Origin of the sequence: Helicobacter mustelae (assembly GCF_900476215.1) — a bacterium.
Taxonomy (GTDB): domain Bacteria; phylum Campylobacterota; class Campylobacteria; order Campylobacterales; family Helicobacteraceae; genus Helicobacter_H; species Helicobacter_H mustelae.
Map to the genome: position 1 here is coordinate 1,161,950 of NZ_LS483446.1, position 18,278 is coordinate 1,180,227.

Here is an 18,278-nt window from a genome sequence, read left to right on the forward strand (position 1 = left end):
GAGCTTTGGCTGGATTTTCAAGATTCTTGAGAGAATTCATGGACTTTTTCATATTTCTTGCCCAGATAGATTCCCAAAGCCCCCCAGGCAAATGCCAGAAATGCGCCAAATCCCAGTGCAGCGCTAATCCCAATTTTGCTAAGCATTCCTTCCACCTGTGCGCTCAATGCATCCCCTCCGCGATACACCACCGTATCCAAAAAGCTTTTTACCTTGTATTTGCTATCAGAATCCAGCGGGACAAATAGCATCTCCCTGCCTGGCTTGATGAATGCATATTCCCCAATGCGACGAATACTCATGATCACCACCATGGGGAAAAAAGCAGGATGAGTAAAAATCAGCACAATAAAACCCATCCCCACAACAAAACCCAAGATCCCTAGCACACCCTTAATCCCAAAGCTCTTGGCAAGGGTAGCGGTAAAAAAAATCTGTATCAAAAAGCTCACAATCTGCACAATCAAATCAATATTAGCAAAGGCAGCGGCGCGCTGTTCTCTAGTGACAAATAGCTCACGCACGATGCGAGCCTGCTCCATATACAAAAAAGTAGAAACGGATGTAAGCAGCAAAATAAACGCCAAAATCCCCAGCAAATAGGGAGATCTGATGATCAGAGAAAATCCAATAAAGGGATTTTTGGATCCAATGCTTTGTGAAAAATGCTTGGAAAACTGCGCACGCTCCTCTTTGTTTTCCAGCAATGCATAGGCACTTTTGATTAGTCCATCCTTGCAAAGCAAAGAAAGAGATAGTAGAATCACAGAAAGCAACAAGAGGGTGTTGTTTCCCAAATGAGTGGCAAGCAAACTCACTGAGCTTGCGCCCAAGACACTACCAAGGCTCGCCCCCGCAGAGATGATGCCAAAGAGTCTTTGAGAGCAATCTTTGGTAAAAACATCTGCCATCAAACTCCAAGCACTAGAAATAATAAACAAATTAAAAATACTCACCCAGATAAAAAATATGCGAGAGAGCCACAAAAACTCTTCACTCTCATGCGGCCAAATCCTAAAGGCGATAAAAAATCCCACTAAATTTGTAATAAAAAATAAAAAAATTCCATTGACATAGTGTTTCCTCTGGATCCTTGTGCTCAACACCATCGCCAAAATCGATCCAACAACAGTGGCGATAAAGGTGCCAAAAAATAACCACTTGAGCTCCATGCTACCACCACTAAGACCTAGGGAATCCCTAATGGGGCGCAGGATGGCGTAGCTAAAAAATAGCAAAAAGATAAAGGAGGTCGCCATTACAAGCAACTTCCATTCACCAGGCTTGAGATGAAAAATCTTGAAATTTTGGATTTTTTGCAATTTCACTCCTTTTTGTATTTGGGTTCTTGGGCTTTGCGATTTTTACACTTTTATGTTTTTCTGCGCATTTGGTTTTGGGTTTTTGTATGTTTGCTTTGGGTCCATGCGGCAGTTTAGCTTTTTGGCTTTTGCTCTTTTACATGTTGCTCTGTGGCAAAGGCAGCCCCAGGGATTGCGCAAAAACCATGGGATATAATAATAAATTTTTTTAAAAACCACATGGGAAATTTGAAAAAACAGGGCAATGGGAGAATTTGCGTGGCATCCCATGGTGCATTTTGTGGCATTACAAGGATTACCAGAGCCAGGGGAATGGAAGGATGCCAAGGCTAGAGGAAATTAGGCAGCGGGAAAATCGCAGAGATGGGGAGAAAAGCTAGTAGCAAGGGTCATGGGCGCACTGGGGCATTCGCAAATCAAGGGAGTTGAGTTACAAAGAATAAATAAAACTAGGCAAATCAAATGCAGGGAAATCATTCAAGCATGGTGACAAAGAAATGCTAGCACAAAGACTGCAAGCTTGGAAAAGCCTCCTGCAAAAAGTCGTGATCGCTCTACTCGCCTAAGTGCCTGTGATAAGCGGAAAAATCAAGATTTTCTACCTTTGCGCTAAAAATAGCAAAGGGCTCTAAAATCTCGCAACCCCCATACTGAAAGCTATAAGAAATAGGCAACAAAAGATCTTTGAGCGTAGCACCATGATGCCCATCATAGGTACTCTCTGCGCCACCAAGTGTGGTGATGATTTGAAACTTCTTGCCATGCAAGAATTTTGGATTTTCCCCAAACAAAACTGCGCTCAAGACAACATCCTGCCACTGCTTGAGTATTGCTGGGCTCCCATACCAAAAAAGTGGAAATTGAAAAACAATCTTGTCTGCATCTCTTAACAATTCCAATTCCTTGTTCACATCGATTTTGCCATCGGGATAGGTTGTGGTAAGATTGTGAACCTTGATATGCGTGAGTTCTTTAAGGGATTCTAGTAGTGCTTTGTTGACCTTGGAGTCTTGAAAAAATGTGTGTCCGAAAATAAGTAATGTTTGCATAAATGCCCTTTCTTGGATTTTAATCCAGGAAAAAGGAGCTAAACCCCCAATTCCTGCATCAAAAATACAAATCTAAAAGGAGAGAGAATCTCAGAATCAATGCCCTCAAGATCAAACAAATTCAATGATTGCTAGCACAGAAGCATCACCTCTCCTAATCCTTGTTCTCTGGATTCTTGTGTAACCACCATTTCTGCCTTTGTATTTTGGTGCAATCTCAGTAATGAGTTTTTTTGTGGCTGCCTTATGCTGCAAAAGAGCAAACACCGCTCGATGCGTATTGAAATCCCCAACCCTAGCAGTTGTAATCATTTTTTCCATATGAGATTGCAACTCCTTTGCCTTAAAAACACCTGTCTCAATCCTGCCATGCTCAATCAGAGCAATTGATAAATTTTTTAGCAGGGCTTTTCGATGAGAGGAAGTCCTCCCTAATTTTCTGTAATCTTTACCATGTCTCATTTTTAAGCCTTTAATTTAGAAATTTTCTTAGTGAGTGCGATTTTCTTATCTTCTTCAAGCTCTGTGCCTATGGGATAGCCGATCTCTTGAAGCTTCTCCACAATTTCATTGTAAGAGGTTTTACCTAAATTTTTCACACCCTTGATTTCACTTTCGCTCATCAATACCAACTCCCCGACATAGCGAATCCCAATGCGATCCAAGCAATTAAAACATCTAGCATTCAAGTTGAGGCTATCAATTTTCATCAAAAGATCTTTGAAATCAAAGTTATCCTCTATGGCTTGTTTCTGCGTAGTGGAAATGGAGCTAATATCAGCATTGAAAATACTCATTTGAGAGTACATAATCGCGATGGCCTGCTTGAATGCCTCATAGGGATCAACCTGCCCATCCGTCTCCACATCAAAAATGATTTTTTCATAAGTGGGATTATCCTCTACAAGCACATTCTCAATCTCATACACTGCTTTCCTCACTGGGGTAAAATACGCATCCAGCGGGATATAATCCTCAGAAATCAATCCCCGAATATCCTCACTGGGAACATAGCCGATGCCCTTCTGGACAATGATGGAAAAATTCAATACAGCATCTTCATTAATCGTAGCAAGTGGAGCTTCTTTGTTTACGATATCAATCTGATCATTTGCCAAATGCCCACCACTCAAAACCATGGGTCCTTGAAAAGAATAATGCAATTCCACTTTTTCCTCTTCTAAAAATCCCCCCTCCTTTCCCAGGAAACGAATGTTTTTGAGATTCACAATGAAGGGAGAAACATCCTCCACGATGCCGCGGATGGAATCAAATTCATGTGCCACTCCTTCAATCTTGAGGGCGATGGGAGCAAGTCCCACAGAACTAGAAAGCAACAATCTTCTCAAGGGATGTGCCAAAGTCACCGCATAACCTGATTCAAAGGGATATGCCATTACCCTCACTTTGTTAGGACCCAATTCCTCGACATCCACAGTGGTTGGGATATAAGGCGTAGTTTTAATTACTTTCATTTAGCCCCCTTATTTAGAATACAACTCTACAATCAGTCTTTCCTCAATGGGAATCACAACCTCTTCTCTTTCTGGATAGCGTGTAAAAATACCAAATCTTTTGTCCTTATCAACATCCACCCAAGGAGAGATTCCAGTCTGTGAAGTAAGCTCAATAGCGCGTGTAATCTGTGGATTATTCTTGCTTTTTTCGATGACTTCGATTTTTTGACCTTGTTTCACGAAAAAGGAAGGGATATTTACTCTCTTCCCATCCACCAAAATATGGCCATGGCTCACAAGCTGTCTTGCAAATCTTCTTGTAGTTGCAAAGCCCATGCGATACACAACATTATCCAATCTTCTCTCAATCAAGCGCACAAGGTTCTCTCCAGTGTTTCCATCCAAACGATTTGCTTCCGTAAAAATAGCTCTAAATTGCTTTTCTGAGACACCATACATCACCTTTGCTTTTTGCTTCTCGCGAAGCTGAAGGCCATATTCAGAAATTTTTCCTCTCTTTTGTCCGTGCTGTCCTGGACCATAGGGCCTTTTGTCCAATGCGCTTTTTCCTGCGAGTCTTCTCTCTCCTTTGAGCGCAAGAGACACCCCAAATCTTCTTTCTAATTTTTCAACAGGTCCTCTATATCTTGCCATATCTACCCCTTATACTCTTCTTCTTTTTGGTGGTCTACAACCATTGTGTGGCAATGGAGTCACATCTTTAATCCACAAAACCTTAATACCCTCAACCACGCCCACACTCTTAATCGCGGTCTCTCTTCCACTGCCTGGTCCTTGAACCTTGATTCCCACTTCTTTGATGCCATGCTCTTTTGCCTTCATCATCGCACTCTCAACAGCCTGTTGTGCGGCATAAGGGGTAGATTTTTTGGAACCCTTAAACCCAAGTCCACCTGCTGTAGCCCAGCAAATCACATTACCCATCTCATCAGTAATCGTTACATTTGTATTATTAAAAGAGGCAGAAATGCACACAATTCCTCTTGCGATATTCTTTTTCACAACTTTCTTTTTTGTTGCCGCGGATCTCTTAGCCATATCTCTCCTCCTTATTTGCTACCAACAGTTTTTTTCTTGCCTTTTCTTGTGCGCGCATTATTTTTGGTTGTCTGACCACGCACAGGCAAGCCCTTTCGATGCCTTAGGCCGCGATAATTTCCTAGATCCATCAATGCTTTAATATCCATTTGAACTTTTTTTCTCAAATCACCTTCAACCATGTAGCTTTCTTGGATTTTTTTTGCAATCGCAGAAACTTCATCTTCGCTGAGATCATGAACTCGCTTGTCAAAAGAAATATTTACAGCATTAAGGATATCTCGAGATATCTTTAATCCAATACCATAGATATGTGTAAGAGCATATTCCACTCTTTTCTTTTTTGGCAAATCTACACCAGCAATTCTAGCCATATTTTATCCTTGTCTTTGTTTGTGTTTTGGAGTTACGCAAATCACACGCACAACTCCCTTTCTTTTAATGACCTTGCACTTGTCACACATTTTTTTGACCGATGGTCTTACTTTCATAATAAACTCCTTTGTTTGCTATGCAAACCTTTTCATTATTCTTGCTACAGAATAAAATCATCCATTATACTAAAAAAATTTTAATAATCACTTATACCTGAAGGTAATCCTGCCTTTATCCAAGCTATAAGGTGTCAATTCGATCTTCACCTTATCCCCTGGGAGGATTTTGATATAATGCATACGCATCTTTCCAGAAATATGACACAAAACAACATGCCCGTTTTCAAGCTCCACCCTAAAGGTTGCATTGGGCAATGCTTCCACCACCTTCCCATCAATCTCAATCACATCATCTTTTGCCATTTAAACCTCCGTTAAAATTTCTGCGACGCCACCAACAATTGCCACGGTGTGTTCATAATGACTCCCTCTAAAGCCATCACTAGAAACCACATCCCATTGATTTTCCAAGACTACAGGCTCCCCGCTTTTGACACAGACCATCGGTTCAAGACAAAACACCATTCCATTCTTGATTTTTGGCCCCTGCTTGAAATTACTGGATTCTAGGTAATTGGGAATGCTTGGCTCATCATGAGGTTTCCTGCCAATACCATGTCCGCAATAATGCTTCAATGGCACAAATCCTCGCGCACAAATATTCTCCTCTAAAATCTTGCTAAGTTCTTTGAAATACATACCCTCTTTGATGGAATGTATCGCATTTATCAAAGTATCTCTAGCACAATCAATAAGCTGAATATCCAGGGCAGAGATCTCTCCCACGCCCATGGTAATGGCACCATCCCCATACCAGCCCCCTATTTCTGCACCCACATCAATCCCCACAATATCACCATTTTGCAACTTGTAATCCGTAGGGATTCCATGAATGATCACTTCATTCACAGAGATGCAAGCAGAATTAGGAAAGCCATACAATCCCTTAAAGGCAGGCCTTGCACCATGAGCACGAATAAAATCTTCGATGAGAGCATCAATTTCTAGCAGACTGATTCCTGGCTTGATGAAATCTCGCACATGTTTCAGCGCTTCCCCAACAAGCGCATTGGGGCGACGCAGCAATTCAATCTCGCTTGCATTACGAATCGGAATAGCCATCAAAAACCAACAGCACTAAGAGTCTTGTATTTGCTCATATAAACTTGCGCCTCAATCTTTCTCATCGTATCAATAGCAACCTGCACGACGATCAAAACCGCCGTCCCACCAAAATAAAAGGGAACCCCCATACTTTTGACAAGAATCCATGGCAAAGTGGAAATGATGGCCAAATACAGTGAACCAAATAAAGTCAATCTCCCAGCTACTGCATTGAGAAAGTGCACCGTGCCCTCACCCGGACGCATACCAGGAATATAACCGCCTTGACGCTTGAGATTTTCTGCGATATCTTTGGAGTTAAATGCAATGGAGGCATAAAAATATGCAAAAAAGATGACAAAAACAAACATCAAAATATTATATGCGTATTTATCTGGTCCCAAAAAATCCGCGACAGATTTGAGATAAACATTGGAAGAGGCTTGCAAGAGCGTGGAGGGAAATACCAAGATCGCGGAAGCAAAAATAGGAGGAATCACGCCGCTCAAATTAATTTTGATGGGAATGTAATTCATGATCCTTTTGTTTTGATTTTGCATGATCACCTTGCGCGCATAAGAAACCGGAATCCTTCTCTCTGCAAGTTCGATATAAATAATCACAAAAACGGTAAAAACGATGATGACTAGCATCACCAATAAAACAAGAAAATTAATCTCCCCAGTGTTTACAAGACGGAATGTCCCAGCGATGGCTGAGGGAATTCCAGAAACAATACCAGAGAAAATGATCAAACTAATACCATTGCCAATGCCCCTTTGAGTAATTTGCTCGCCTATCCACATCAAAAGCATCGTGCCTGTCAGCATGGAAAAAACTGATAACACAATAAAAATCTGCATATCAATCATAATCGCCCCATTGGCACCATTGCCCATATTGCGCAATAAAAAAGAAACGCTCACTGACTGCACCACAGTAACAGCGATGGTGAGATAGCGCACAATCTGCATATATTTTTGCATGCCATCGCGCTCTTTTTTCATTTTTGCAAGATTGGGGAAAGTGGCTGCTAAAAGCTCCATTACAATCGAAGCAGTGATGTAGGGCATGATGCCCAGGGAAATGATGCTTAGTCTAGAGACTGCATTCCCGCTGAACATATTAAAAAGTCCTAATGCATTTTGGGAATTTCCTGCAGTATTGAAAAAATCTTTGATTACAGCAAGATCCACCCCAGGAATAGGAATATAAGCTAATACTCTATAGGCAAACAAAAACATTAAAGTAATAAGGATTTTATTTACTATAGTTTTATTCATTATGATTTTCCACTACAAACAATTATTTTCCGCTGCAAACAATGCGCTCGTCTTTAATTTTTGCTGCCAGTTCTTTTGCGCTAATTCCAATGAGCTTAATTTTTTCGATGTATTTTGGAAACTTATGCACACTCCTAATGCTTTCAAAAGTCAGTTCGCTCAAGTCTTTGAGCACAAGAATGCGATCGGTGTTGATGACATAGGGCTTAAGATTTTGGACCCTAAACCCCACTTTTGGTAATCTTCTCTGCAAAGGCTGCTGTCCACCCTCAAAGCCTCTTTTTGCCTTATAGCCAGTTCTGGCTGTCTGTCCCTTGCCACCTCTTGTGGAAGTTTTTCCCATACCGCTGCCCTGGCCCCTGCCTACACGCTTGATACCGCGCACACTTCCTTTAGCGGGTTTAATATTTTCTAATGCCATATTTCCTCCTTATGCCTTAATTCTTGCAAGCGCATCAATTGTCGCACGCACAACATTATAAGGATTATTTGAACCCAAGGATTTTGTCAAAATATCCTTGATTCCCGCTAATTCAATCACTGGTCTTGCCGAACCTCCAGCAATAACCCCTGTTCCCTCGCTTGCGGGTTTGAGCAAAATTTTGCTTGCATTATATTTGTGCTCAATATCATGAGCGATGGTTGTGCCCTTGACATTTACTTCAATAATATTTTTAAACGCATCATCCACGGCTTTTTTGATTGCATCAGGGACTTCCTTTGCCTTACCTAGGCCAAAGCCTACAAGCCCATTTTTATTGCCTACAACCACCAAGGCATTGAAGCGAAATCTTCTTCCACCCTTTACTACTTTCGTAACCCTGCCAATATTCACAACAACTTCACTAAACTCTTCTCTATTAATTTCCATTTTTATCCTTTACAGCCTAATATCATTATCTCTGAGAGATTGCGCAAATGCAGCAACGACGCCATGATATAGATAACCATTTCTATCAAATACGATCGTGGTGATCCCTTTGTCTTTGAGATCCTTGGCAAATGCCCTTCCAATCTCAGTGGCATTTTCTTTATTATTGCCTAGCTGCATTTTTTTTCCATCTACGCAGGCCAAAGTCACTTGATTTTGATCATCAATCGCCTGAGCATAGAGATATCTATTGGATCGAAAAATACTCACTCTTGGTTTTTGTGCTGTCCCAAAAACAGAACTCCTAATTCGCAATTTTCTCTTATTTCTTAAGCTTTTTTTTCTTGCCAAAATTTTACTTGTCATGCTATCAATCCTCTCTTACTTCTTCGCAGTTTTTCCAGCTTTGCGGAGAATCACTTCATCGCTATATTTGATGCCCTTGCCCTTATAAGGCTCTGGAGGACGGAATTCCCTAATCTCGGCTGCAATTTGTCCGACCTGTTGCTTATCACTACCCTTGATGGTGATGGTATTTTTATCTACGCTCATCTCAATACCATCAGGAATGGGATATTTCACAGGATGAGAAAATCCCAGTGCAAGCTCCAGGGTTTTACCAGATACCGCGACCTTATAACCCACGCCATTGACTTCCAAAACCTTAGTAAATCCTGTGCTCATTCCCAAGATAATATTATTGGCCAATGCTCTATAAGTCCCCCAATATGCGCGAGATTGTGGTTCCTGATTGATGGGTTTGAAGCTAATCTCATTATTTTCGCAACAAATCTCCACTCTTCCATGAGTCTCTAATTCTTTTTGCAATTTATTGCCCTTAAACATAATCCTACTCCCCTGGACGCTCACTTCAATGCCGCTGGGAATGTGAATAGGTTTTTTTCCAACTCTTGACATATCTCTCTCCTACCAAATACTGCAAAGCGCTTCACCGCCCACATTGGCTTTGTAAGCGTCCTCATTGCTAATTACACCTTTATTTGTACTCACCACAATAACCCCATAGCCATTTTTAAATTTCTTCAACTCTGTGCGAGCCTTATAAACTCTTCTTCCAGGCTTACTGATTCTTTTAACTTCATTGATCGTAGAATACCCTCTTTCATCGTAGGAAAGCTGCACGGAAATAGATTGCTTGCCATCTTTGTCATTGATGTTGAAATCCTTAATAAAGCCCTTGGATTTAAAAATTTCCAAAATGGATACAACAATCTTTGCATAATAAAGTGTTGTGGTATCCAATCTTCTCATAGAAGCATTTCGAATGCGTGTCAAAGAATCCGCAATAATATCATTTACCATAATCACTCCTTACCAACTGGCCTTACGAAGACCTGGAATCAAACCTTCGTTACCCATCTTTCTCAAACATACTCTACAAAGTCCAAAATCTCTATAAACAGAATGTGGTCTACCACAAACCTGACATCTCGTATAGGATCTTGAACTGAATTTCGCCTTTCGACTTGTTTTTGCAATCATTGATTTTTTTGCCATATCATCTTCCTTTTGCAAATGGCATACCAAGCATTTCTAATAACTTGAATGCACTTTTATCATTATCTGTAGAAGTTACCATTGTTATATTCATCCCATGTGTAATCATGATGTCATCATAGATAACCTCTGGAAACATCAACTGTTCATTGAGGCCAAAGCTATAATTTCCTCTGCCATCAAATCCATTTCTAGGAACCCCTCTAAAATCCTTTACTCTAGGCAAAGAAATCACAATGAGTTTTTCCAAAAAGTTGTACATCTGATTCCCCCGCAAAGTGACCTTCACACCCATGGGCATGCCTTCTCTCATCTTAAATCCTGCGACAGATTTTTTTGCAAGAGTGATTACTGCCTTTTGTCCGGCAATCAAAGAAATCGTATCCGCGATATTTTGAATGACTTTTGTATCCTTTGCATAATCCCCTGCCCCCACGCTGATTACAATTTTTTCAAGCTTTGGTAAAAGCATGGGATTTGTAATATCCAATTCCTTTGCAAGTTGAGTTTTAATTTCTTCATTATATTTTTTCTTCAATGCATACATGACTTACTTCTCCTCAACCTTCTTTACATTGGAAATATCCATAGACATTTCTTTGGAAACAAAGCCACCTTTGGGATTATTATCGCTAGGCTTGATTGCTTTTTTTGCGACCTTGCAGCCCTCGACAACTACACGGGACGTTTTAGGATGAACGCTCAAGACTTTGGCAGTCTTGCCCTTGTCATCTCCTGTAATTACCTTTACCATATCACCTTTTTTAATCTTAAACTTCGCCATTACAATACCTCCGGAGCTAACGATACTATCTTCATAAAATTCGCATATCGCACTTCTCTACTTACAGGTCCAAAAATCCTTGTACCAATGGGCTCTTTTTTCGCATCCAGGATCACTGCTGCATTATCATCAAAGCGAACCAAGGAGCCATTTTCTCTATGGATCTCTTTTTTGGTGCGCACGATTACTGCCTTGACCACCTGGCCTTTTTTCACCCTTCCATTGGGAATTGCTTTTTTTACAGAGGCAACAATAATATCCCCTACACTTGCATACCTTTTGTGGCTTCCACCCAAAACCTTAATACACATAATTTCTTTTGCACCACTATTATCAGCAACATTTAATCTTGTAAAACTTTGGATCATCTTACACTCCTACTGAAACGATTTCTTTAAGTCTAAAGGCTTTGTTTTTAGAAATGGGTGGACATTCAATCCCCATCACCACATCCCCTACCTTTGCTTGATTTTCCTCATCATGGATGGTGTATTTTTTAAATCTTTTTACGATTTTTCTATACTTGGGATGCACAACTTTTCTCTCAACCAATATCGTAATGCTCTTTTCGCCGGCTTTACTTACCACTTCACCCTGGATAATTCTTTTATGCGCTTGTTTTTCACTCATTACTCATCCCTTCCAAATGAATCATTCTTTGCAGATATCGCAGTATTGATGCGAGCAATATCCTTTCTCACTGCTGCAATTTGGCTAGAATTTGTCAATTGCATAGTTTTGAGCTTTAATCTCATTTCAAAAAGCTCTGCCTTTTTCTCTTTTAACATTTTATTCAATTCCTTAAGATCCTTATCTTTCAAGTCAATAAATTTCATTTTCACTCTCGCTCGTTACAATTTTTGTTTTGAAAGGTAGCTTGCTTTGGGCTAAAGCTAATGCTTCTCTTGCGGTAGCCTCATCAATACCAATGATCTCATAAATAATTCTTCCAGGTTTAATATTCATCACCCATTTTTCTACAGCACCTCTACCCTTACCCATTCTCGTAGCCAATGGCTTTGCTGTTAGAGGTTTATCAGGAAATACCCTAATCCAAACCTTGCCCGCTCTTTTGATGTGACGAGTTAGTGCAACCCTTGCAGATTCAATCTGTCTGGAGTCAATTCTGCCATGCTCTAGGGCCTTAATGCCAATATCACCAAAAGCCAATTGTGCACCCCTGAAAGACTTTCCTCTATTTCTGCCCTTCATCTGCTTTCTATATTTTGTTCTTTTAGGCATCAACATAATTACTGTCTCCCTCTTCTATTTTTTTTGACTTCTCTATCCTGAGAATCTTCTTTCTTTTCGGATTGAATTCCTTTTTGGAGGACCTCTCCTCTAAAAATCCATACCTTGACTCCAATGATTCCATAAGTCGTCATTGCCTCAGCAAATCCATAGTCAATCTTTGCACGCAAAGTATGCAGAGGAACTCTTCCCTCCATATACCACTCTGTTCTTGCCATCTCCGCACCTGCCAATCTTCCCGATACCTTGACCTTGATTCCCTTGGCACCAGATTTCATTGCACTTTGCATGACCTTTTTCATTGCTCTTCGGAATGCAACTCTCTTTTCTAGCTGGATTGCAACATTTTCTGCGGCAAGTTGCGCATTTGCTTGAGGACGTTTTACTTCTTTGATATTGATGGTTGCTTCTTTGTGTATGATGGCTTTGAGAGAATCCTTTACCCTTTCAATGTCGGCACCTTTTTTGCCAATGATGAGCCCTGGTCTGGCAGCCACAACAGTCACTCTAATCTTTTTAGCTGCACGCTCAATGATAATCTCACTAATGCCTGCATAATAAAGTTCTTTTTTTAGAAATTTTCTAATCTTGTAATCTTCTGCAATATTTGCAGGGGTGCTCTGTGTACTGGGGAACCATCTTGAAGTCCAATTTCTATTAATGCCTAATCTCAAACCTATCGGATTAACTTTTTGTCCCATGCTTATTTGTCCTCACCTTTTGTAGATTTTTTCATTGTATTTTTCCTTTTTTTCTCCGCATCAGTTTTTTCTGAAGGCTTTGGCGCAACCTCTACAAAAACATGAGAAGTTGGTTTTGCAATAGGAGTAGCTCTACCTCTGGCTCTAGGCGTAAACCTTCTAAGCACTGGACCTGCATCCACACGACAGGACTTTATGATTACATTTTGCGCATCAAATCCACCATTTGCCACGGCAGAAGCGACGACTTTTGCAATCACCCTTGCGGCTTTGTTGGGAGTAAATTCTAGGCTCGCAATTGCTAATTCTGCATTCATTCCTTGCACTTCTCTAGCAACCAATCTTGCCTTTGTAGGAGAAAGTCTAGTATATCTTAATAATGCTTTACTCATCATTTGCTCCTTTATTTACCAATCTTTTTTTGGACACTGCCTTTGTGCCCTTTAAAAGTCCTTGTCGGAGCAAATTCACCCAACTTATAACCTACATGATTTTCTGTGACATACACAGGAACAAAAACCCTTCCATTATGAACATTAAATGTAAGTCCAATCATATCAGGCAAAATAGTACTTCTTCTTGACCAGGTTTTAATTGGTTTATTGTCCTTGTTTTCCTTTGCCTTAAGTACTTTTTTTACTAGATAATCATCGATAAAAGGACCTTTTTTTATTGATCTTGCCATCTTTTATTCCTTACTTTTTCTTTCTTGAGATAATTAATCTATCGCTAGCTTTTTTCTTTCTGGTTTTATAACCCTTAGCCGGAGTTCCCCAGGGTGAAACGGGATGCCCACTAGAACCTGTTTTACCCTCACCACCACCATGTGGGTGATCCACTGGGTTCATCGCACTGCCTCTTGTCTGAGGTCGGATGCCTCTGTGTCGATTTCTACCTGCTTTTCCAATGCTGATATTGATAAAATCCTCATTACCTACTACGCCAATAGTTGCCATGCACTCCCCAAGGATGTAGCGCATTTCACCGCTTGGCATTCTAATGATGGTGTATTTCCCCTCTCTACCCATGATTTGAGCACTAGCGCCTGCACTTCTTGCAAGCTGCCCACCGGCACCAGGATGCATTTCAATATTATGCACAATGGTTCCCACAGGGATGCTTTTAAGCTTCATTGCAAAGCCTGTCTTAATATCCAATCCCGCTTCTGCTGCGATCACCACATCCCCAACTCCCAATCCACTTGGCTGGAGGATATATCTTTTGTCCCCATCTGGATATCCGATTAATGCGATTCTACAATTTCTATAGGGATCATATTCAATTGCCAATACCTTCCCTTCGATATTATGTTTATTGCGCTTAAAATCAATAATCCTATAAAGTTTTTTTGCGCCACCTTCTTTATGTCTGCTTGTAATGCGGCCATTATTATTTCTGCCTGCTGCTACAGGAAGTTTAATCAATAATTTTCTCACACTAGGCCTTGCGGTAATATCACTGGAACTAAGCCCTGACATAAATCTTCTACTGGGCGTGTAAGGTTTGTATGTTTTAATTGCCATTTTTTACTCCTTAACCTGCGAGCGAATCAATCTTCGCACCCTCTGGGACTTTTACATAAAATTTCTTGAATGAACTTCTTTGCCCAATTCTTCCTCTAAATCTTTTTACCTTACCTTCTTGCTTAAGAGAATTAATTCTAAGAGGCACAAAACCAAAATAATCTTTAAAAATTTGTTTGAGTTGATTTTTTGTCATTTTGCTAGAGGTTTGCACCACAAGCACACCACTCTCTTGGAGCGCCAAAGATTTTTCAGTATAAAGGATTGATTGAATATCTGTTATATCTGCCATTGTATCTCCCTTACTTTGTTGCCTGAATGATTTCTTCAAAAACTGTTTTCTCAATCACCACCGATCGGAATGCAGCAACTAAGTATGCGTTTAATTCATTTGCATCTGCCAAGTAGCAATTTTTCAAATTTCTAAAAGCCAAAAATGTATTTTCATTGCTGAGTTGTGTCACAAATAATGTGCTTCTCTCATTGATCTCTTGGAACATTTTATAGGCATCTTTTGTCTTTCCGCTTGCGATCTCAATGGAATCCACCACATAGAGTTTCCCCATTTCTGCTTTTTGATGCAACGCAAATTCCAATGCCAATCTTTTTTGCTTTTTATTGATTTTTAGATGATAATTCCTATTATTGCTAGGACCATGAGAAACACCCCCGCCAACAAACACAGGAGAAGTGATGCTACCAGCCCTCGCTCTACCACCACCTTTTTGACTCCAAGGCTTTTTACCACCTCCGCTCACTTCGCCGCGATTTTTTGCCTTTGCACTGTTATTGCGCAAAGAGGCCAAATAAGATTTTACATAAAGATAAAGATTATGTTCTTTGATCTCGCTGTAGCTTTGTGGCAAATCAATTTCGCTATTTTTTTTCAATTGTTTATCCAATACTATTGCCTTACTCATTGCACTCACCTTACTTTATAATTTGGATCTTTCCATAAGCTCCAGAGAAACCCGCTACCGATCCCTTCAATACCAAAATATTGCTTTCTTTATCAAAAGAAACCACTTCATTTTGCGCAGTCACAGTCTCATTCCCATAATGACCTGCCATCTTCTTACCAGGCTGCACCCTTCCTGGCCATTCCCTATTACCAATAGAACCCAATCTCCTGTGGAACCTACTTCCATGTGCAGCAGGACCACCCTGGAAATTCCAGCGTTTCATCGCACCGCTAAAGCCTCTTCCCTTGGTTTTGAAGGTGACCTTTAGTCTTTGGGCATTTTCCAATGCACTCTTATCCAAATCACCCACTTCCGCATTGCCAACCTGCAATGTCGCAAAACGATTAAACTCTTTGCTAAGGTTGTATTTTTTTTGCTGGCCCGCAATTGCTTTATTACTGGCCTTTCCCTTTGCATATGCAATCAATGCTTTTTTGTTTTCATAGATTTCACATACCTTTGCATCAATGACTCTTAGCAAAGTAACTGCGATGCTTTTTGTATCAATGGTTCTACTCATTCCAATTTTTTCTACTAAAAATTCCATGCCCTAATCCTCACTTACCCATTTGCGTTACTTCAACATCAACTTCCGGAGCCAAATCAAGCTTCATCAAACTATCTACGGTATCAGGAGTAGCTGACATAATGTCAATGATTCTGCTGTGGACTCGGATCTCAAACTGCTCTCTTGAATCTTTGTTGATATGAGGAGAACGCAAAACCGTATATCTTCGGTTCTTTGTTGGCAGGGGAATTGGCCCCTTGATATCAGAACCCGTTCTCTTAACAGCCTCAATGATAGAAACAACCGATCGATCCAAAACTCTGTGATCATAAGCTTTCAACTTAAGTCTAATTTTTTCCATGTAAAATTTCCTTGCATAAAGAACTCATCATAGTGATGTACTACCAAAAATGGAACTGCGATTCTACTGAATTTTTGCAATGAAAGCAAACATTTTGCGCATTTTTTGGAAAAAATCAAAAAAAATCTTTCCTCTTTGTAAGGAAATATTTTATAATGTCCTTCTGAAATAAAGTTTTGCAATGGCTTTGTGGAGGCAAAGCAATAGCAAGCCCTTTAAACAAAGAAAAAACTACAAGGATTCAAAAATCGCAAAAATTAAGGCAATCAAAGACTAGGGGAGTTTCAAGACCCCTTATTGAAAAAACTCAAGGAATCTCATGCAAGAGCTAGAAAACATCCTGGCAGAAAAACTCCAGAATTTTGAAATTTTCCCTAGAAGATTTGGCATAAAGCCTGCAAAAATCCATCTCTATGGGCCGCCAAGAAGCGGGAAAACCAGCCTTTCCCTCCTCATTGCAAAGCATTCCAAGCATCCCATTTACATCGACTGCATCGATCCTCGCAATGACAAAGAAATGCTCACCTCCCAGGTCCTAAAGGCCTTTTTGGAAAAGCGCATCGACTGGCTGATTTTGGATAATTATGACTTTTCCCTCACGCTGCCAAATCTCCCCAACATCCTCCTCATCACCACCCCTCCCATCGCCCGACTACCCCAGGGTTTCCTCTCTAGAGTAATTTTGCCTCTGAATTTTGCAGAATACATTAGCATCTCCCCAAAAAGCACATCCCTCACCCAACTCTTCAACTCTTATCTCAAAAATGGCAATACCCCAGAAATGCTCTTTTTGCCAGAATTTCAAAAAATCCAAAGACGCCAAGAACATCTGCGCCTCTTTTTCCAAGAAGACTATGTATTTTTTTTGCAACTCCTATCCTTCCAATCCCAAAAAATCACCACTCATCATCTCTACACTCATATGAAAAAATCCATCAAAATCTCCAAAGACAAGGCCTATAGACTGCTAAATACCCTAGAGGCATGCCATTTCCTCACCCTCCTGCCACACATCAATGCCCCCTCACTCCCCAAAAAACTTTTTTTCTATGATTTCGCCCTGCCCTATGCATTTTCCAAGGCTCCAAATTTCCAGGCAATCTTTGAAAACATGGTATTTTTGGAATTGCTAAACCAAACTAACGCTCCAATTTTTTATGCACAGGAATGTCATTTTTTGATAGAAAATCATGCGTTTTTCGCCCTGCCCTTCCCCAATCAAAAAGACATCAATAAAATCTTGCAAAACAATCCAAAAAGACAAATCACCATCATCGCCATCCACCCCCAAGAACACCCCCATTGCAAAATCATTGATTTTATCAGCTTTGCACTTAGAGACTAACAAAGAACATGAAAAATAAAAAAGCAAAAAATAAAATCCCGCACCAAGGGCTTTTTGAAAGCAAACCAAGCCTTTTTGAAAGCGCGCCAAATGTTTTTGATGCTTGGCAAAATGCACAAGAGCTTTTTGTGAATGCACAAGAGAACATGCTCTGTGGCATCGATGAAGCAGGAAGAGGCAGCCTTTGTGGGAGTTTGTTTGTAAGCGGGGTTGCCTGCACCAAAGATTTGGCACAGATGTTGCAAATTCAAGGCATCAAAGACAGCAAAAAGACCACCAAAAACACCCGCAAAAATCTTGCAAATCTTCTCATCCACACCCCTGGTATTCATTTTTGCATCATAGAAAAAACTGCAAAGGAGATTGATGAGAAGGGGCTAAGCTGCTGCATGAGAGAATGCCTACAAAGCATCATTAAGAATCTGCAAAGCTTTACTTCACACTTCATTATGGATGGCAATACGACCTTTGGATTCCATCCTCCCCCTCCCCTCTATCTCAAAACACTCATCAAAGGGGATGCTCTGCTTCCACAAATCTCTGCAGCCTCCGTCCTTGCAAAATACGCCAAGGATTGCGAAATGATGCATCTTGATAAAATCTATCCCAATTATGGCTTTGCCAGCCATTCTGGCTATGGCACAAGCGCACATATCGCTCAAATCAAAGCCCTGGGCCCCACAAAAGAGCATCGCAGGAATTTCCTAAAAGATCTCACAAACCCCATGCCTAAGACTTAATCCGTT

At 40.5% G+C, this 18,278-nt stretch carries 33 protein-coding genes; 2 read left to right on the forward strand and 31 right to left on the reverse strand.

What is annotated here, in order from left to right:
* Window positions 1-17: 17 nt before the first annotated feature.
* The 31 genes from DQN48_RS05405 to rpsJ all read right to left on the reverse strand — a co-directional run bounded on the left by DQN48_RS05405 (window position 18) and on the right by rpsJ (window position 16,187).
* Window positions 18-1,322 carry an NTP/NDP exchange transporter gene (locus DQN48_RS05405; RefSeq protein ID WP_013023355.1) on the reverse strand — a complete coding sequence of 435 codons (1,305 nt, stop codon included), beginning with the start codon at window positions 1,320-1,322 and terminating at the stop codon, window positions 18-20.
* Window positions 1,323-1,876: 554 nt separating this feature from the next.
* The gene (locus tag DQN48_RS05410) at window positions 1,877-2,371 is read right to left on the reverse strand and encodes an NAD(P)H-dependent oxidoreductase (protein WP_013023356.1); all 495 of its coding nucleotides are present in this window, start codon (window positions 2,369-2,371) and stop codon (window positions 1,877-1,879) included.
* Window positions 2,372-2,482: 111 nt separating this feature from the next.
* Window positions 2,483-2,833, reverse strand: coding sequence for a 50S ribosomal protein L17 (gene rplQ, locus DQN48_RS05415; RefSeq protein WP_013023357.1), 351 nt, complete (start codon window positions 2,831-2,833; stop codon window positions 2,483-2,485).
* Between the two features lie 2 nt (window positions 2,834-2,835).
* The gene (locus DQN48_RS05420) at window positions 2,836-3,846 is read right to left on the reverse strand and encodes a DNA-directed RNA polymerase subunit alpha (RefSeq protein WP_013023358.1); all 1,011 of its coding nucleotides are present in this window, start codon (window positions 3,844-3,846) and stop codon (window positions 2,836-2,838) included.
* A gap of 9 nt (window positions 3,847-3,855) precedes the next feature.
* A complete protein-coding gene (gene rpsD, locus DQN48_RS05425; protein WP_013023359.1) occupies window positions 3,856-4,482 on the reverse strand; it encodes a 30S ribosomal protein S4 in 627 nt (208 codons plus the stop codon).
* Window positions 4,483-4,491: 9 nt separating this feature from the next.
* Window positions 4,492-4,887, reverse strand: a complete 396-nt coding sequence (gene rpsK / locus DQN48_RS05430) for a 30S ribosomal protein S11 (protein ID WP_013023360.1) — start codon at window positions 4,885-4,887, stop codon at window positions 4,492-4,494.
* Window positions 4,888-4,898: 11 nt separating this feature from the next.
* Entirely contained in the window at window positions 4,899-5,261 is a 363-nt protein-coding gene (gene rpsM, locus DQN48_RS05435; RefSeq protein ID WP_013023361.1) for a 30S ribosomal protein S13, read from the reverse strand.
* 3 nt (window positions 5,262-5,264) lie between these two features.
* The gene (gene rpmJ, locus DQN48_RS05440; protein WP_041913165.1) at window positions 5,265-5,378 is read right to left on the reverse strand and encodes a 50S ribosomal protein L36; all 114 of its coding nucleotides are present in this window, start codon (window positions 5,376-5,378) and stop codon (window positions 5,265-5,267) included.
* An 87-nt stretch (window positions 5,379-5,465) separates the two neighbouring features.
* Window positions 5,466-5,684: a translation initiation factor IF-1 gene (infA, locus tag DQN48_RS05445; protein WP_013023363.1), complete on the reverse strand. Its 219-nt coding sequence runs from the start codon at window positions 5,682-5,684 to the stop codon at window positions 5,466-5,468.
* Window positions 5,685-6,443: a type I methionyl aminopeptidase gene (map, locus tag DQN48_RS05450; RefSeq protein ID WP_013023364.1), complete on the reverse strand. Its 759-nt coding sequence runs from the start codon at window positions 6,441-6,443 to the stop codon at window positions 5,685-5,687.
* Window positions 6,443-7,708, reverse strand: a complete 1,266-nt coding sequence (gene secY / locus DQN48_RS05455; protein ID WP_013023365.1) for a preprotein translocase subunit SecY — start codon at window positions 7,706-7,708, stop codon at window positions 6,443-6,445. The genes map and secY overlap by 1 nt, the downstream gene beginning before the upstream one ends.
* Before the next feature lie 22 nt (window positions 7,709-7,730).
* Window positions 7,731-8,129 carry a 50S ribosomal protein L15 gene (gene rplO, locus DQN48_RS05460; RefSeq protein ID WP_013023366.1) on the reverse strand — a complete coding sequence of 133 codons (399 nt, stop codon included), beginning with the start codon at window positions 8,127-8,129 and terminating at the stop codon, window positions 7,731-7,733.
* A 9-nt stretch (window positions 8,130-8,138) separates the two neighbouring features.
* Window positions 8,139-8,579: a 30S ribosomal protein S5 gene (rpsE, locus tag DQN48_RS05465; RefSeq protein WP_013023367.1), complete on the reverse strand. Its 441-nt coding sequence runs from the start codon at window positions 8,577-8,579 to the stop codon at window positions 8,139-8,141.
* Window positions 8,580-8,588: 9 nt separating this feature from the next.
* Entirely contained in the window at window positions 8,589-8,945 is a 357-nt protein-coding gene (gene rplR, locus DQN48_RS05470; RefSeq protein ID WP_013023368.1) for a 50S ribosomal protein L18, read from the reverse strand.
* A 15-nt stretch (window positions 8,946-8,960) separates the two neighbouring features.
* Window positions 8,961-9,497: a 50S ribosomal protein L6 gene (gene rplF / locus DQN48_RS05475; protein ID WP_013023369.1), complete on the reverse strand. Its 537-nt coding sequence runs from the start codon at window positions 9,495-9,497 to the stop codon at window positions 8,961-8,963.
* 9 nt (window positions 9,498-9,506) lie between these two features.
* Window positions 9,507-9,902, reverse strand: a complete 396-nt coding sequence (gene rpsH, locus DQN48_RS05480; protein WP_013023370.1) for a 30S ribosomal protein S8 — start codon at window positions 9,900-9,902, stop codon at window positions 9,507-9,509.
* A gap of 9 nt (window positions 9,903-9,911) precedes the next feature.
* Window positions 9,912-10,097 (reverse strand): type Z 30S ribosomal protein S14, encoded by a 186-nt coding sequence (locus tag DQN48_RS05485; RefSeq protein WP_013023371.1) that lies wholly within the window; start codon window positions 10,095-10,097, stop codon window positions 9,912-9,914.
* A 1-nt stretch (window position 10,098) separates the two neighbouring features.
* Window positions 10,099-10,644 (reverse strand): 50S ribosomal protein L5, encoded by a 546-nt coding sequence (gene rplE / locus DQN48_RS05490; protein ID WP_013023372.1) that lies wholly within the window; start codon window positions 10,642-10,644, stop codon window positions 10,099-10,101.
* Between the two features lie 3 nt (window positions 10,645-10,647).
* Window positions 10,648-10,881 (reverse strand): 50S ribosomal protein L24, encoded by a 234-nt coding sequence (gene rplX, locus DQN48_RS05495; RefSeq protein ID WP_013023373.1) that lies wholly within the window; start codon window positions 10,879-10,881, stop codon window positions 10,648-10,650.
* Window positions 10,881-11,249, reverse strand: a complete 369-nt coding sequence (rplN, locus tag DQN48_RS05500) for a 50S ribosomal protein L14 (protein WP_013023374.1) — start codon at window positions 11,247-11,249, stop codon at window positions 10,881-10,883. Before rplN ends, rplX begins: the two co-directional genes overlap by 1 nt.
* 1 nt (window position 11,250) lies before the next feature.
* On the reverse strand, window positions 11,251-11,511 hold the full coding sequence (rpsQ, locus tag DQN48_RS05505; protein WP_013023375.1) for a 30S ribosomal protein S17: 261 nt from the start codon (window positions 11,509-11,511) through the stop codon (window positions 11,251-11,253).
* Entirely contained in the window at window positions 11,511-11,717 is a 207-nt protein-coding gene (gene rpmC, locus DQN48_RS05510) for a 50S ribosomal protein L29 (protein ID WP_013023376.1), read from the reverse strand. Before rpmC ends, rpsQ begins: the two co-directional genes overlap by 1 nt.
* Complete coding sequence (gene rplP, locus DQN48_RS05515; RefSeq protein WP_013023377.1) at window positions 11,704-12,129, reverse strand: 50S ribosomal protein L16; 426 nt, start codon at window positions 12,127-12,129, stop codon at window positions 11,704-11,706. The genes rpmC and rplP overlap by 14 nt, the downstream gene beginning before the upstream one ends.
* A 2-nt stretch (window positions 12,130-12,131) precedes the next feature.
* Window positions 12,132-12,833 carry a 30S ribosomal protein S3 gene (rpsC, locus tag DQN48_RS05520; RefSeq protein ID WP_013023378.1) on the reverse strand — a complete coding sequence of 234 codons (702 nt, stop codon included), beginning with the start codon at window positions 12,831-12,833 and terminating at the stop codon, window positions 12,132-12,134.
* 2 nt (window positions 12,834-12,835) lie between these two features.
* Entirely contained in the window at window positions 12,836-13,225 is a 390-nt protein-coding gene (rplV, locus tag DQN48_RS05525; RefSeq protein ID WP_013023379.1) for a 50S ribosomal protein L22, read from the reverse strand.
* Between the two features lie 11 nt (window positions 13,226-13,236).
* A complete protein-coding gene (rpsS, locus tag DQN48_RS05530; RefSeq protein WP_013023380.1) occupies window positions 13,237-13,518 on the reverse strand; it encodes a 30S ribosomal protein S19 in 282 nt (93 codons plus the stop codon).
* Between the two features lie 10 nt (window positions 13,519-13,528).
* The gene (rplB, locus tag DQN48_RS05535) at window positions 13,529-14,356 is read right to left on the reverse strand and encodes a 50S ribosomal protein L2 (RefSeq protein WP_013023381.1); all 828 of its coding nucleotides are present in this window, start codon (window positions 14,354-14,356) and stop codon (window positions 13,529-13,531) included.
* A gap of 10 nt (window positions 14,357-14,366) precedes the next feature.
* Window positions 14,367-14,648: a 50S ribosomal protein L23 gene (locus tag DQN48_RS05540; protein ID WP_013023382.1), complete on the reverse strand. Its 282-nt coding sequence runs from the start codon at window positions 14,646-14,648 to the stop codon at window positions 14,367-14,369.
* A gap of 10 nt (window positions 14,649-14,658) precedes the next feature.
* Window positions 14,659-15,276: a 50S ribosomal protein L4 gene (gene rplD, locus DQN48_RS05545; RefSeq protein WP_013023383.1), complete on the reverse strand. Its 618-nt coding sequence runs from the start codon at window positions 15,274-15,276 to the stop codon at window positions 14,659-14,661.
* Between the two features lie 10 nt (window positions 15,277-15,286).
* Window positions 15,287-15,865, reverse strand: a complete 579-nt coding sequence (gene rplC, locus DQN48_RS05550; RefSeq protein WP_013023384.1) for a 50S ribosomal protein L3 — start codon at window positions 15,863-15,865, stop codon at window positions 15,287-15,289.
* Between the two features lie 10 nt (window positions 15,866-15,875).
* Window positions 15,876-16,187 (reverse strand): 30S ribosomal protein S10, encoded by a 312-nt coding sequence (gene rpsJ / locus DQN48_RS05555; protein ID WP_013023385.1) that lies wholly within the window; start codon window positions 16,185-16,187, stop codon window positions 15,876-15,878.
* Between the two features lie 319 nt (window positions 16,188-16,506).
* On the opposite strand from rpsJ, the gene DQN48_RS05565 reads away from it, so the two are divergent.
* Both DQN48_RS05565 and DQN48_RS05570 read left to right on the forward strand, forming a co-directional pair.
* A complete protein-coding gene (locus tag DQN48_RS05565) occupies window positions 16,507-17,532 on the forward strand; it encodes an ATP-binding protein (protein ID WP_013023386.1) in 1,026 nt (341 codons plus the stop codon).
* Window positions 17,533-17,540: 8 nt separating this feature from the next.
* Complete coding sequence (locus DQN48_RS05570; protein WP_013023387.1) at window positions 17,541-18,272, forward strand: ribonuclease HII; 732 nt, start codon at window positions 17,541-17,543, stop codon at window positions 18,270-18,272.
* Window positions 18,273-18,278 lie beyond the last annotated feature (6 nt).